Origin of the sequence: Oribacterium sp. oral taxon 108 str. F0425 (assembly GCF_000214455.1) — a bacterium.
GTDB lineage: Bacteria > Bacillota > Clostridia > Lachnospirales > Lachnospiraceae > Oribacterium > Oribacterium asaccharolyticum.
The window spans coordinates 414,546-427,981 of the sequence record NZ_AFIH01000001.1 but is presented as its reverse complement, the minus strand read 5'-3'; the positions used below and the strand labels follow the sequence as shown (position 1 = coordinate 427,981).

At 45.7% G+C, this 13,436-nt stretch carries 16 protein-coding genes and 1 other annotated feature; all 16 genes read right to left on the bottom strand.

The features are described 5' to 3' along the window. Window positions 1-118: 118 nt before the first annotated feature. Window positions 119-2,332, bottom strand: coding sequence for a ferrous iron transport protein B (feoB, locus tag HMPREF9124_RS02195; protein WP_009429038.1), 2,214 nt, complete (start codon window positions 2,330-2,332; stop codon window positions 119-121). A 10-nt stretch (window positions 2,333-2,342) separates the two neighbouring features. Beyond that, on the bottom strand, window positions 2,343-2,570 hold the full coding sequence (locus tag HMPREF9124_RS02190; protein ID WP_009429604.1) for a FeoA family protein: 228 nt from the start codon (window positions 2,568-2,570) through the stop codon (window positions 2,343-2,345). 38 nt (window positions 2,571-2,608) lie between these two features. Continuing rightward, on the bottom strand, window positions 2,609-2,818 hold the full coding sequence (locus tag HMPREF9124_RS02185; RefSeq protein ID WP_009427773.1) for a FeoA family protein: 210 nt from the start codon (window positions 2,816-2,818) through the stop codon (window positions 2,609-2,611). 216 nt (window positions 2,819-3,034) lie between these two features. After that, the gene (locus HMPREF9124_RS02180; protein ID WP_036597926.1) at window positions 3,035-3,433 is read right to left on the bottom strand and encodes a metal-dependent transcriptional regulator; all 399 of its coding nucleotides are present in this window, start codon (window positions 3,431-3,433) and stop codon (window positions 3,035-3,037) included. Between the two features lie 43 nt (window positions 3,434-3,476). After that, complete coding sequence (locus HMPREF9124_RS02175; protein ID WP_009429195.1) at window positions 3,477-5,633, bottom strand: heavy metal translocating P-type ATPase; 2,157 nt, start codon at window positions 5,631-5,633, stop codon at window positions 3,477-3,479. A 34-nt stretch (window positions 5,634-5,667) separates the two neighbouring features. Next, window positions 5,668-5,961 (bottom strand): DUF6110 family protein, encoded by a 294-nt coding sequence (locus tag HMPREF9124_RS02170; RefSeq protein WP_009429850.1) that lies wholly within the window; start codon window positions 5,959-5,961, stop codon window positions 5,668-5,670. Window positions 5,962-6,637: 676 nt separating this feature from the next. After that, window positions 6,638-6,787, bottom strand: coding sequence for a hypothetical protein (locus HMPREF9124_RS11940; protein WP_009428132.1), 150 nt, complete (start codon window positions 6,785-6,787; stop codon window positions 6,638-6,640). A 210-nt stretch (window positions 6,788-6,997) separates the two neighbouring features. Next, window positions 6,998-7,381 (bottom strand): 50S ribosomal protein L7/L12, encoded by a 384-nt coding sequence (gene rplL, locus HMPREF9124_RS02165; protein WP_009428111.1) that lies wholly within the window; start codon window positions 7,379-7,381, stop codon window positions 6,998-7,000. A gap of 64 nt (window positions 7,382-7,445) precedes the next feature. Beyond that, on the bottom strand, window positions 7,446-7,943 hold the full coding sequence (rplJ, locus tag HMPREF9124_RS02160) for a 50S ribosomal protein L10 (RefSeq protein WP_009428779.1): 498 nt from the start codon (window positions 7,941-7,943) through the stop codon (window positions 7,446-7,448). A 74-nt stretch (window positions 7,944-8,017) separates the two neighbouring features. Then, window positions 8,018-8,213 (bottom strand) — a sequence feature (ribosomal protein L10 leader region). Between the two features lie 98 nt (window positions 8,214-8,311). After that, window positions 8,312-8,572 (bottom strand): SemiSWEET family transporter, encoded by a 261-nt coding sequence (locus tag HMPREF9124_RS02155; RefSeq protein ID WP_009428935.1) that lies wholly within the window; start codon window positions 8,570-8,572, stop codon window positions 8,312-8,314. A gap of 213 nt (window positions 8,573-8,785) precedes the next feature. Next, the gene (locus HMPREF9124_RS02150) at window positions 8,786-10,882 is read right to left on the bottom strand and encodes a right-handed parallel beta-helix repeat-containing protein (protein WP_009429626.1); all 2,097 of its coding nucleotides are present in this window, start codon (window positions 10,880-10,882) and stop codon (window positions 8,786-8,788) included. Between the two features lie 295 nt (window positions 10,883-11,177). Continuing rightward, window positions 11,178-11,870: a 50S ribosomal protein L1 gene (gene rplA, locus HMPREF9124_RS02145; RefSeq protein ID WP_009429834.1), complete on the bottom strand. Its 693-nt coding sequence runs from the start codon at window positions 11,868-11,870 to the stop codon at window positions 11,178-11,180. Between the two features lie 20 nt (window positions 11,871-11,890). Then, window positions 11,891-12,316, bottom strand: coding sequence for a 50S ribosomal protein L11 (gene rplK / locus HMPREF9124_RS02140; protein WP_009427820.1), 426 nt, complete (start codon window positions 12,314-12,316; stop codon window positions 11,891-11,893). Window positions 12,317-12,424: 108 nt separating this feature from the next. Further along, window positions 12,425-12,955 (bottom strand): transcription termination/antitermination protein NusG, encoded by a 531-nt coding sequence (nusG, locus tag HMPREF9124_RS02135; protein ID WP_009427809.1) that lies wholly within the window; start codon window positions 12,953-12,955, stop codon window positions 12,425-12,427. Between the two features lie 10 nt (window positions 12,956-12,965). After that, window positions 12,966-13,166 (bottom strand): preprotein translocase subunit SecE, encoded by a 201-nt coding sequence (gene secE, locus HMPREF9124_RS02130; protein ID WP_009428472.1) that lies wholly within the window; start codon window positions 13,164-13,166, stop codon window positions 12,966-12,968. Then, window positions 13,166-13,315: a 50S ribosomal protein L33 gene (rpmG, locus tag HMPREF9124_RS02125; RefSeq protein ID WP_036595071.1), complete on the bottom strand. Its 150-nt coding sequence runs from the start codon at window positions 13,313-13,315 to the stop codon at window positions 13,166-13,168. The genes secE and rpmG overlap by 1 nt, the downstream gene beginning before the upstream one ends. Between the last annotated feature and the right edge of the window lie 121 nt (window positions 13,316-13,436).

Genomic DNA, 13,436 nt, shown 5'->3' with positions numbered 1-13,436 from the left:
TAAATTTCTAAAAAGAGAACCCCTCCTTTCCGGCTATGCCGAAAAAGGAGGGGTTCCGGAAACAGCGGGGGGTAGTTTCCTGTATCACGAAATCTCGCAGAACAAGTCCAACAGCCTATTAAGCCATCGCTCTCTCTACGGCTCTTTCTTCTTTCTCGGAAAGGGTATCCGCTTCCTTGTACGGACGGAGGAGTCCCCAGATACCTGCCGCAACAAGCAAAAAGGCTACGATAGTGAAGATATTAAACTTCACCGCACCGGTAACAAGACCGCCGATTTGATAAATTACAAGGGATACACAATAAGCCAAGAAGCACTCCCAACCAATGGCAAACATCGTCCAACGACCATTGTTCATCTCTCTCTTGATGGCGCCGATTGCTGCGAAGCAGGGAGCACAGAGCAAGTTGAAAGCCAGGAAACTATAGCCTGCAAGACCCGATCCGAAATACTCTCTAACTTTTTCCCAGATTGCCGAACTGTCATCTGCCAACTCACTGGCATCTCCCGCATAATTAAAGAGCGTTCCGAAGGTACCCACTACATTTTCCTTTGCAATAAGACCGGTAACGGCTGCCACTACAGCCTTCCACTGCCCCCAGCCAAGAGGAGCAAAGAGCCAAACCAGAGAATTACCAAAGCCGGCCAAGATAGAACTGTCCATTTCCTCTTCCGGAAGATACTGCATCCGGAAATTAAATCTGGACAAGAACCAAACCAAAATCGCAGCAAGGAGAATAACCGTTCCCGCCTTCTTTACAAAGGACATTCCTCTCTCACCCATACTCTTTAAGATATCAATCGGTCTTGGCATGTGATATGCCGGAAGCTCCATAACGAATGGTGCCGGCTGTCCTGCGAACATCTTTGTCTTCTTTAATACGATACCGGAGAACACGATGGCACAAACGCCGAGGAAATAAGCACTCCAGCCTACCCACGCCGAGTTATTGAATAAGGCTCCGGCAAGAAGGGCAATAACCGGCAGCTTTGCGGAGCAGGGAATGAAGGTCGTCGTCATAATGGTCATACGACGGTCTCTTTCGTTCTCTACGGTACGGGAACCCATAACGCCCGGAACACCGCAACCGGTTCCGATCAGCATCGGAATAAAGGATTTTCCGGAAAGGCCGAACTTACGGAAAACACGGTCCATGATGAAGGCAACTCTCGCCATATATCCGCATCCCTCCAAGAAAGCAAGGAAGAGGAAGAAGGTGAGCATCTGCGGTAAGAATCCGATTACCGCACCGACTCCGGCAACAATACCGTCAATCACAAGACCCTGCAAAGCTTCGTTGACGTTCATGGACTCGAGGAGACTTGTTACCGCACCGGGGATGGACGGCACATCAAAGAGTCCGAAGAAGGACCAGGGATCGTTTCCGAAAAGCACATCGTTAACCCAGTCGGTCATCTTGGTTCCCACTGTGGAAATAGAGATATAGTACACGCCAAACATAATAAGTGCAAAGAGCGGGAGTGCCAAAAAGCGGTTTGTTACGATAGCGTCAATCTTATCGGATACCGTGAGTCCGGTCTGCCCGCGCTTCTCATAAGCGGAAGAAATAATGCTCTGGATATACTTATAACGCTCGTTTGTGATAATGCTTTCCGCATCATCGTCTTCTTCTTTCTCAATCTCGGAGATAATGCTTTCCACATCGACATTTTTTGCTTTCTCCGGAAGTTCGTTTCGAATCTTGTCGTCTCTTTCAAAGAGCTTGATGGAGAAGAAACGGGTAAGTGCCTCGGGAACCTCCCCGGTAATCTTACTTTGAATTTCGGAAAGCGCTTTTTCCACATTCTCCGAAAAACGATGCTCGATAGCCGGTTCCACACCGCTGTTTGCTTCCGCTACCGCTATCTGAATCAACTCATCGATTCCCTGATTACGAAGAGCAGAAATACTGATGACTTTACAGCCCATAGCTTTGCCAAGGGCCTCAAGATTCAAAACATCGCCGTTCTTTTTCACTACGTCCATCATATTGATAGCCATGATTACGGGAACGCCGAGCTCCTTTAACTGCGTGGAAAGGTAGAGGTTTCTCTCTAAGTTTGTACCGTCCACGATATTTAAAATGGCATTCGGTCTGTTGTTAATCAAATAGTTTCTGGCAACCACTTCCTCAAGCGTATAGGGAGAAAGGGAGTAAATTCCGGGAAGATCGGCAATGATGACATCCTTATGTCCCTTTAACTTTCCTTCCTTTTTCTCCACAGTAACACCCGGCCAGTTACCTACGTACTGGTTCGAACCGGTTAATTGGTTAAATAATGTTGTTTTTCCGGCATTCGGGTTACCGGCAAGTGCGATTGTTACAGCCATTTTCTTCCTCCTAAACCTTCTCTTCCACTTCTATCATCTCTGCATCTGCCTTACGAACAGAAAGTTCATAGCCTCGAACGGTAAGCTCCAAGGGGTCTCCGAGGGGAGCTACCTTACGAACAAATATCTCTGTCCCCTTCGTCAGCCCCATATCCATGATTCTCCTCTTTACTGCGCCCTCTCCCGTTAACTTCTTTACCACAGCGCTCTGTCCCGGTTTTAAATCTTTCAGTGTCATACTGTCCTCCGCCTTCTTCTTTGCATATGTTAAAAAACCTACACCATAATTTTGTTTGCCATCTCTTTACTGATGGCCACTCTGGCATCTTTGATCTTCACAATGACATTGCCGAGTGATGTTGAAATCACGGTCACTTCTCCACCGACCACAAATCCGAGGTCACTCAGATGCTGTCTCATTTCTGCAGATCCGCCAATCTTCTTGATTTCCAGCGCTACTCCTGTGCCGGCTAATGTAAGTGGCATACCCCCTCCTTCTGCTCCCATTTCTTTTTCAGTCCGTCGAAAGAGAAACTAAGCTTGCTCTATAGTTAGTATACGAAAACCAACCATTAAATTAGCATTCTCTAACTTATTTGTCAACCAAGTGATTGTTTTTATAAAAAAAATAGAGCCAATTCCTTTTAAAAGGAATTGGCTCTATTTCCGTTCTTTTCTCGAAAAAAATCATATTTTCAAGAACTACTTTTCATCGTATTCGCCTTTTTTAAACTTAGCATAAAAATCTTTAATCTTTCCAAAGGACTCCGGGCTCAGTACATGTTCCATCCTGCAGGCATCCTGAGAAGCCGTATAAGCATTCACCCCGAGAGCCACAAGTACATCCGTAAGAACCGTATGCTTTTCGTAAGTGCTCTGTGCAATGACAAGCCCCTGTTCTGTCAAGCTTAAAGAGCCCTTTTCATCTGATTCCACTTTTCCCTCTTCTTTCAGTCTTTTCAGTGCAATGCTGACGCTGGGCTTGGAAAAGCCGAGCATATTGGCTATATCAATTGCCCTCACCTTTCTATGATCCAGGGAAAGCATCAAAATGGCCTCTAAGTAGTTTTCTTCCGATTCATGACTTTCATACGGTTTCATACAGTCCTCCTCTGCTTTTTCCGCCCGATTTTTCTTGAAAATATTATGCGGATTTAGCATTTTGCAAAGCATAGCCCTCATTGATGGCTACAGCATTTTGTCCTAAAGCCTCAACTTCTTCCTTCTTCTCTTCCGGGAGAAGAGCCGTCATACTCTTTAAGCCTGTCGCAATGGTAGAAAGATTATGGAAAAGAGCGGAGCCGGAAGGCGTGATAACGCCGAAGAAGCCCATCGCAATCAGAGCGGAATTAAATCCGATGATAAAACGATAATTGTCGTTAATGCGGCGCATCAGACGATTACTAATCTCCTTCAAAATAACCAGTTCATAAAGATTTCCTTCCGATACTGTCACATCCGCCACTTCCCTTGCGATGGCAGCCCCTGCCGATATGGCAATACCGGTATCCGCCTCGGAAAGAGCCGGTGAATCATTGATTCCATCTCCCACCATGATCACTTTTCTGCCTTTTTTATGCTCTTCCTGAATAAAGGTAGCCTTATCCTCCGGGAGAACTTCGGCATAAAATTCATCAACGCCGACCTTCTTTGCAACGGCCTTGGCCGTATGCTTATTATCTCCGGTCATCATAACCACCTTGTCGATTCCCAGGCTCTTGAGTCTTCCGATAACATCCTTTGCCTCTGCTCGAAGAGGATCAGAAATCAAGATGGCTGCCGCGAGCTTTCCGTTTACTGCAAGATACAGAGACGAGTATTCTTCCGGAATGGAATTGAATTTTTCTTCTTCTCCCTTTGGAATCTCGCAATGCTCATCTTCAAAAACAAAGTGATAGCTACCGATAAGCACTCGTTTTCCTTCGTAAATACTGGAGATGCCGTGCGCTACTACATACTCCACCTTGGAGTGGCGCTCCGCATGGTGCAAATCACGAAGTTCCGCCTCCGTAACTACTGCATTCGCCATAGAATGGGGATAATGTTCTTCCAGGCAGGCTGCCATACGGAGCATCTCATTTTCATCCTCTCCCATAAAGGTAATAATCTGCTCCACCTTCGGCTTAGCATAGGTCAATGTTCCCGTCTTATCGAATACTATGGTATTTGCCTCGGAAATGGCTTCCATAAATTTACCGCCCTTGACGGAAATATGATATTTTCCCGCTTCTCGCATCGCGGAAAGAACCGCAACCGGCATCGAAAGTTTCAACGCGCAGGAGAAATCCACCATCAGGAAGGCCAGTGCCTTTGTTACATTCCGGGTCAACAGGTAGGCCAATACCGATCCACCCAAGCTGTACGGAACAAGTTTATCTGCAAGGTGAGATGCTCTGTCTTCCGTAGAGCTCTTTAATTTCTCCGATTCTTCAATCATTTTGACGATGCGATCGTAGCGTCCTGAGCCTGCCGCTTTCTCAACGATAATATGGCACTCTCCCTCTTCCACAACCGTTCCGGCATAAGCGTAGCTACCGGCCACCTTTCGTACCGGAACCGCTTCTCCCGTCATAGATGCCTGATTGACCATCGCCTCTCCGGAACATAATTTTCCGTCCAACGGAATCATATTTCCCGTACGAATAATTATTTCTGCACCGATTTGCACTTCATTGATGGGAAGCAGTACTTCCTCTCCCTGCACCACAGTCCAAACCTTATCTACATCCAGAGACATGGTACGCGCCAAGTCATCCACGGACTTCTTGTGGGTCCACTCTTCCAGGATTTCTCCGATTCCGAGTAAAAACATCACCGATGATGCCGTATCGTAATCTCCGGTTAAAATTGACGCGGAAATCGCCACGGCATCCAGCAGTGCCACTTCTATCTTCCCTCTCAGCAACGTTCCGATTCCCTTTAACAGGTAGGGAATCGCCTTAATACCCGTGAGAACACGTTTCAAAGGCTGTGGGAAAAAGAGAACATTGACCACCCGGTTCACTACGGTAAGAACCAACTTGTCCTCATACTCTCTATTCAACGCCCTTCCGGTATGTTCCGGAACAAGTCCCGCATTTTCCTGATAAGAAAAACGGGAAAGGGCCTCTACAATCCCCTCCCGTGTTCCTTCGTAAGTAATTATGGCGTCACCGGTTCTATCATTTACTTTTACATCAAGAACTCCCGCCCGGGCCTTCAGGTAATACTCTAAAATATCCGCCTGTTCCACAGTCATCCTGGGCTGTACGGTATGAATTCGCATCCGCCCTTGGGATTCATGTAATATCTTACACTTCATCGCCCTTACCTTTCCTTACTAAAAACAGTTTGCCTTAAACTTCTTTTCCATCACATTCTTCAGCGCAATCACAGATTAATGCCTTTTCTTCTGCCTCTGCTCTCTTCTCATTGATGCGCTTTGCATCCGCATAAATGTCTTCGCAGTTCTCCTTTATGGTAGTGCTGACCTTCATAACACAATCCTGTCCGCGAAGCACAGCTGCAGCTGCCTCCGTATAAACTTTCTTGGCATCCTGAGATCCCAGAATCTTCATTCCTGCTGTACCGAAAAGTACTCCGCCTGCAAAAATACCCAGTTTCTTCCATGCAATATTTGCTAAAAACATATTGTTGTCCTCCTCTTGTTTTACTATACATAAACTACTTTTTGCTTCTAAAGAATAAAGCTTTCTTGCATTTGGCACTCTCTTGTGCACTACGGTTAAAGTCTTGTTCTTTAGAACGAGCATATTGTAAAATAGGAATTATTATTAAGTCAAGGCTAACCTTTTTGTATTTCGTTTCCATTTTTAATACAATGTATACTCTACGCTAGCAAAGTTAGTTTTGCATAACTTTTAGCATCGATTATCGAAAAAGTCAAGGGGGCACGCGCAGATGCAGTATAGGCATGAAATCGAGCACGCTCTCGCTAGCCTCGCCCCTGTGGAGGGAGGAACTGCACTCGTTATAAGAAAGCGCTCTGAAGCAGTATGGGTCTATAAATGGGGCACGCTCTCGCTAGCCTCGCCTTGACTGAGCAGTGGTTTTTGTTAACCACTGCTCACTTTGCTTTGCAAAGCAACTTCTAAAAGAAGTTGGTCTACGTACAGGGGGTACTTTTCCGAAGAAAAGTACCCCCTTAACAGTACTAAGTTCAAGCTTCGCTTCACTCGCTTTCAGTAAGTACCGACGGGCTCAGACTACCCCTATTATAGACCCATACTGCTTCATTCGCTTCAGCTTATTGATTGCTACAGTCCTTTCCTCCACTGGTTTGCATGTACCGGCGAGCTCGGTTTGCTATCTTTCATACCTATACTGCATCTGTCGCTTCAGCTTATTGATTGCTACAGTCCTTCCCGCCGCTATATTAATTTTTCTGTTCTTCTCCTTCTGCTTTTCCCCAATCCAATTCTTGATGTCGAAGACCGTCATCTTCCCAATCGGCAAATAATTCCTGAATCTTCGTTGCTTTGGGGTTTTTATATTGTGATGGTTTAGCGGTTTCTTGCGTATTCTGTTTTATAGCATTTTATATATCTCGTTCCATCTCTTTTTCTCCATGAAAAAATAAGATATCGCACACTACGCGAGCGATACTCGTTAAGAATTAAAAAGATCGGGGATTTCTCCCCGACCTTCTTATCATCTTTAGAAAAATTACTTAAGAGTAATCTTAGCGCCTTCAGCCTCAAGCTTAGCCTTGATGTCATCAGCCTCAGCCTTGGAAGCACCTTCCTTAAGAACCTTCGGAGCTGCCTCAACGAGGTCCTTTGCTTCCTTAAGTCCAAGACCGGTAGCTTCACGAACAACCTTGATAACCTTAATCTTGTTCGGACCTACATCAGTAAGCTCAACGTCGAACTCAGTCTTCTCTTCCTCAGCTGCGCCGGCACCTGCACCAGCACCTGCTGCTGCTACAACTACGCCTGCTGCTGCGGAAACACCAAATTCCTCTTCGCAAGCCTTTACTAAATCATTTAATTCCATTACGGAAAGTTCCTTAATTGCTGCAATAAACTCTTCAACAGTTAACTTTGCCATTGTTTTTTCCTCCATTATTATTATTTTTTAAATGTCACGGAATATCTTCCGTACCTAAGCTGCCTTATGCAGCTTCTCCGTCACCCTTCTGTGCAATCTGGTTAAGCACACGAGCGAAGTTTGTAACAGGGGACTTGATCGATCCGAGAAGTCTTCCCAGAAGCTCTTCTCTGGACGGAATCTCTGCCAGTGCCTGTACTGCCTTTGCATCGTAGAACTTTCCTTCTACAACAGCACCCTTAAACTCCAACTTGGGAGAGGTCTTTGCAAATTTTGCAAAAATTCTGGCTGCCGCAGTAGCATCATCCTTCGATACTGCAAGAGCTGTAGGTCCGTCTAAAACCGGATCCAGCTGAGCGAAGTCCGTTCCCTCTGCTGCTCTCTTAATCAGGGTGTTCTTGAAGACCTTGTACTGCACGCCTGCTTCTCTCAAAGCCTTACGAAGTGCTGTATCTTCCGCAACGGTAAGTCCACGATAGTCTACTACAGTGGCTGCCACAGCGCCGTCCAAAAATCCCTTGATCTCGTCGATAATCGGCTGCTTTAATTCAACCTTTGCCATCTTCGGTTTCCTCCTTCTTTATTTTTAGAAAGTATTAACGCGAATGGGACAATGTGTTTCCATGAAACTCTCCCGTAAGAATTAAAAAATCCCCTGCCAAAGACAGGGGACGAAATCACGAATTCAACACTTCATTTCTGAAGCCATTCTTTATTCTTTCCTCGGCGGGCGATTGCTCTTTAGATTCTTACTTTCTTAGCTCCGCAATACTCTGCGAAATAAGCTGAAAGTTTGAATACCTGCTGTCTTCGGTTAATACCTTGCAGATACTAGCACGTGATAAGGGAAAAGTCAAGCAAAAACATTGGCATTTCGAAAACAGCGCAAAGCACCCATAAATCCTGTGTTTTTCAGGAGAAACTCCTATTTTATAAGATTGCGGTAATCCCCGTAATCAATCCGAAGATGATTCCGGGCGCATTTGCCGCCGCTAACGGAAAGTCTTTTTTCTCTTTCAATAATGCATAACTAACCCAAATCACGCCATTAATCGCTGCCACAAAGGGTTGTACCGGTGACCCCTTAACTCCATGTAAGTTATTCATAATCTGCGGAATGTATGATACATACATCAGTACGGATATCGTTGTCCCGACCCAACCAAAAACTGCCAAACTCTTCTCTGACATATTCTTCCTCCTCTACTCTTTACCCTTTACCACTCTCCACATCAAAAAGTTCAGCTAGGTATGCTAACATAGGCGGAAAAGACTTGTCAATTTATATCTCGGCATTACAGAAAAACTTTCCTTAAGCCGTCGGGCCAAGCATTGAAGCTTTTCGACTTCTTCGGGCTCCGGCACTGATACTTTATGCCTCTTTCGAGCTCCGGCACCGATACTTTATGCCTCTTTCGGGCTCCAGTACCGAATCTTCACATACTGTACCCCTTCCGGGCTTTCCCAACGGATCCAGTCCTCTCCTTCATAGTAGTAATCCTCTACAAAGGCTGTTCCGGAAATGGGGATATACTCCGGGATGTCATCCGGGGTAAAGTTGAAGACCTTGGTGCCGTCCTCAAGGGAATACTCCATGGACTCATCCAGATGAATGCCTTCCAGCTTCTTCACCCAGTAACGGACGGTTTTGCCGTTTTCCTCGGTCTCACCGGAAAACCAATAGAGTCTGAAGTTTGCGTTTTCCGGAATTTCTTCCTGATCGTGCAACTCGATATTCAGAGCACCGTCATGCTTCTCTTCCTCTGCCAGCATGGGCTCTAAATCAATGCTTTTCTCTTCGTTATTTCTTAAAGTAATTTCTGTTGTACCCTCTTCCGGAATATAGAAGTTTCCGGAATATTTTCCGTGGGGAGAGTTAATCAGGCGGTTGTCTGCTACGGTAATCTTCTTCATATCACCGTAAAGCTTTTCAAAATGAATGGAAGCCAGGGCATTGCCGTAGAAATCGTTGTCGGTTCCGGTCTGAATCAAGAGATTTCTCTGAATAGAAATGTTTTGGTTGTCATCAAAGTTATAGCCGGGGAATACGGTGCTGACACGCAGGCCCGGGCCGGATGTGATGTCCTTCACCAGATTTCCTTCAATACGATGGTTTTCACCGCCGTGGAGGGCAATGCCGGAAGCTCGCCAAGTCAGCTCCACCGTGTTGTTTAAAAAGGCATTGTTCTTTGCAGGCTTGGATTCTGTATGGATATAACGAACCTGCTCTTCCCCATTGACATTTTCCTTGATTTTCACAATCGCCTTGCTGGCAAAGGTCGCCAGACCGTCATCGCCATTTCCACGGATATTGGAGTTCTGCACCTTGGAATTCTTGGTTCCCTGGGCAAAGTTTACTCCATCCGCAAAGTTGTTTCGAATACGGCTGTTGGAAACGGTCAGCTTATCGGTGTTTTTCATTTTATCCGCTTCCACATAGTCTCCCACCCAGATTCCGCACTCAAAATGCTCAATCCAGAGGTCGTGCAGCTTGGAATTCTCTCCCAAAACGCCGGCGATTCCCTTGTAATTTGCCTCCTGATGAAAACGGGACTTTAATTCGGAATCCATGTATAGGTTATCCATCTCAACATTTGAGCTGCTGTCCAGAAACTCGATGCCGCCTCCGGCCTGCTCCTCAGAGGTAAAATGAAGCCGGGTGTACCAGATTCCTGCACCGGTAATCCGCATATCTGTAGCACTTAGCACCAGCTTTTGGTCAAAATCGAAGGTACCCTCCGGAATATATAAGGTCTTGTTCTCCGCATCCGCGTCTTTCAGGGCATCCAGAAATGCTTTGGAATCGTCCTGTCCGTCGTTTGGCACCGCGCTGTAAGGAGCGTCTGTGATGGAAATGCTGCTCTCTGGTGCCTCCTTTGCTTCCGGCGCCTGCTCCAGCTCGATAAAGTCGATTCCCAGTTCATCCGCTTTTTTATCGGTTCTGCGGATGGTGAGTACGTCACCCGTTTCCAGTTCCATTAGTTCCTTGCTGTCATTTTCCAAGAGAAAATGTCTCTCATCAAAACGAAAACGAGAATGAGAGTCGGCTATATTTTCATCAAAAACATCATTTTCCTTCACATACTGCCAAGCAGAACTGTTGTCCAGCTCCAGCGTTTTCTTTCCAAGAAGCTCTCCATTTCTCTCCACAGAAATCTCCAGCTCTCCGGATGCATCCTCCGGCATAGTAAAACGAAGGGTCATGGCATTGGCCGTCTTCTTTACCGTAAAGCGTACTGAAGAATCCTCCTTGGTCAACTGCACATAGCTTTGGTTGGAAGCCTCCATCTCCACTTCATCGTAAGCAGTGGAGTGCTTCAGCACCGCATCTCTTCCAACTCCCTCTTCCGCCTCGTAGCGAATGTAGGGAAGCTTGGCGCCGTAGCCCTGGCTTTCCTTCGCCCAAAGCTCTGTCCTCGTTTCCGCAAATGCGGTTCCATGGGAAAGAAGCCCCAGGCCGGTCATAGTCAAGAGTAACGTAAGTTGTTTTCTGAATTTCATTCTTCTTCCTTTCTTCTCCAAAAAAGTTACTGTAGTTTTTCGACTCAGCTTTTTTAGTTTAGAAGGAAATTCAGAAAAAATGATTATTAATTTTGAATAAAATATTAAATAAATTCAAAATTTGCTGTAATTTATTTTTTTAGATTATACCCGTTATTCTCATAACCATAGTTTCAAAAGAGATATCTCGCTCTTTGTATAAGAGACTTTAACGAAACACCGCACGCTACGCGCACGATACTCACTAAAAAAAGACTACCCAAGCCTTTGACTTGAGTAGTCTTTAGAAATTTCATTATGCTCCGAACTGCACTGCATCCAGCTTAACTCCGGGGCCCATAGTGGAAGTCAAAGTAATGGACTTCATATAAGCTCCCTTTAAGCTTGACGGACGAGCCTTAACGATAGCTGCCATTAAAGCATCCAGGTTGGACTTTAACTGCTCTTCAGTGAAGGAAGCCTTTCCAACAGGAACGTGGATGATGTTTGCCTTGTCCAGTCTGTACTCTACCTTACCGGCCTTAGTATCTGCGATAGCCTTCGCTACATCCATCGTAACGGTTCCGAGCTTCGGGTTCGGCATCAAGCCCTTCGGTCCGAGTAAACGTCCGATACGTCCTACTACACCCATCATGTCGGGAGTTGCGATAACAACATCGTAGTCGAACCAACCGCCCTGAATTCTTGGTACAAGGTCATCCGCACCAACGAAATCCGCACCTGCAGCCAAAGCCTCGTCAGCCTTAGCATCCTTAGCGAAAACCAAGATACGAACATTCTTACCGGTTCCTGCAGGAAGAACAACGGATCCTCTAACCTGCTGATCGGCGTGACGTCCGTCACAACCGGTTCTGATGTGTAACTCTACAGTCTCATCAAACTTTGCAGTTGCATTCTTCTTTACCATGGAAATTGCATCTGCTTCACTGTACTTAACCTGTCTATCTACAGCCTTTGCCACTTCGGCATATCTCTTACCCTGTTTCATTTAACAATCGCCTCCCCTTCTTATTGTTCTACGTTGACACCCATGGATCTGCAGGTTCCTGCGATCATGGACATTGCAGCTTCAATCGATGCAGCATTTAAGTCTTTCATCTTTGTCTCTGCAATCTTCTGAAGGTCAGCCTTGGAGATGGTTGCAACTTTATTCTTATTCGGCTCGCCGGATGCTTTCTGCAGCTTACATGCTTTCTTAATGAGAACAGCAGCCGGAGGAGTCTTTGTAATAAAGCTGAAACTTCTATCTGCATAAACTGTGATAACTACGGGGATGATCATATCGCCTTCATTTGCAGTTCTGGCATTGAACTCCTTTGTGAATGCAACGATATTAACACCGTGTTGTCCTAAAGCGGGACCAACGGGGGGAGCCGGAGTTGCTTTTCCAGCCGGAATCTGTAACTTAATGTAACCTTCTACTTTCTTTGCCATATAGGCACCTCCTTGTGGTAATTGCGGGTAAACCCTCCCACGAGCTTGCTTTGCAAGCGGTGGCTAAATGTACTCCATGGGATAAAATCCCTCGGGTATTACCAAATATTATCTTAACTTTTGCACTTCACCGTAGGACAATTCTACCGGGGTATCCCTTCCGAACATCTCTACATTAATGGTGACAGTCTTCTTTTGGTCATTGATTTGTGTAATGACACCAATGGTATCTCTCCATGTGCCGGAAATAACGGTAACGGTATCTCCCACTGCGAAATCCACCAGTACCTCGGATTTTCTGTATCCCAAGGTCAGGATTTCTTCTTCGGAAAGCGGTACCGGCTTGGATCCGGGACCCACAAAGCCTGTTACTCCTCTGGTATTTCGAACCACGTACCAAGTTTCATCGTTCATGACCATGTTCACGAGAACATAGCCCGGAAACATCTTCTTGTCCGTCTTCTTCTCTACACCGTTCTTCACTTCAATAACCGGTTGCATGGGAACACTGACCTCTAAAATCACATCTTGAAGACCACGGTTATCAATGGTTTTTTCCAAATCCATCTTGACCTTATTCTCATAACCCGAGTAGGTATGCGCTACATACCAGCGGGCTTCTGTGTTTTTCTCTGCCATTATCCCACCTTTACTTTACAAGAACCAATCCAAGACCCCATTTCATGGCAATGTCTAAACCGGTAATCAGCATACCAATTAAAACACTGATGGCAATTGTGGCTATGGACTGCTTAATAACAGTCGGCCGTGTTGGGAAGACAATCTTCTTGAATTCCGCTTCCAACCCCGACACAAAAGAACCCAGTCCGGACTTATTCTCTCCTTGCATTATTTTGTCTCCTTATGCAACGTGTGCTTTTTGCAGAACTTGCAATACTTGGTCACTTCCATACGCTCAGGATGAAGTTTCTTCTCCTTCGTAATGAAGTAATTTCTTTGCTTACATTCTGTACATGCTAATATAATCTTTGTACGCACGGCTTTCACCTCCAATGATTTTTAACTTCGCATGACTACGAAATTAGTGCATAAAAAATAGGGCAATGCCCCAAGTACCATGCAAGTCTAACATGGACAGGGCGCCCCGTCAAGCAGTATT

Coding starts and splice junctions, on each gene's coding strand:
- feoB (WP_009429038.1), bottom strand. CDS start 2,332: ATGGCTGTAACAATCGCACTTGCCGGTAACCCGAATGCCGGAAAAACA.
- HMPREF9124_RS02190 (WP_009429604.1), bottom strand. CDS start 2,570: ATGACACTGAAAGATTTAAAACCGGGACAGAGCGCTGTGGTAAAGAAG.
- HMPREF9124_RS02185 (WP_009427773.1), bottom strand. CDS start 2,818: ATGCCACTTACATTAGCCGGCACAGGAGTAGCGCTGGAAATCAAGAAG.
- HMPREF9124_RS02180 (WP_036597926.1), bottom strand. CDS start 3,433: ATGAAACCGTATGAAAGTCATGAATCGGAAGAAAACTACTTAGAGGCC.
- HMPREF9124_RS02175 (WP_009429195.1), bottom strand. CDS start 5,633: ATGAAGTGTAAGATATTACATGAATCCCAAGGGCGGATGCGAATTCAT.
- HMPREF9124_RS02170 (WP_009429850.1), bottom strand. CDS start 5,961: ATGTTTTTAGCAAATATTGCATGGAAGAAACTGGGTATTTTTGCAGGC.
- rplL (WP_009428111.1), bottom strand. CDS start 7,381: ATGGCAAAGTTAACTGTTGAAGAGTTTATTGCAGCAATTAAGGAACTT.
- rplJ (WP_009428779.1), bottom strand. CDS start 7,943: ATGGCAAAGGTTGAATTAAAGCAGCCGATTATCGACGAGATCAAGGGA.
- HMPREF9124_RS02155 (WP_009428935.1), bottom strand. CDS start 8,572: ATGTCAGAGAAGAGTTTGGCAGTTTTTGGTTGGGTCGGGACAACGATA.
- HMPREF9124_RS02150 (WP_009429626.1), bottom strand. CDS start 10,882: ATGAAATTCAGAAAACAACTTACGTTACTCTTGACTATGACCGGCCTG.
- rplA (WP_009429834.1), bottom strand. CDS start 11,870: ATGAAACAGGGTAAGAGATATGCCGAAGTGGCAAAGGCTGTAGATAGA.
- rplK (WP_009427820.1), bottom strand. CDS start 12,316: ATGGCAAAGAAAGTAGAAGGTTACATTAAGTTACAGATTCCGGCTGGA.
- nusG (WP_009427809.1), bottom strand. CDS start 12,955: ATGGCAGAGAAAAACACAGAAGCCCGCTGGTATGTAGCGCATACCTAC.
- secE (WP_009428472.1), bottom strand. CDS start 13,166: ATGCAAGGAGAGAATAAGTCCGGACTGGGTTCTTTTGTGTCGGGGTTG.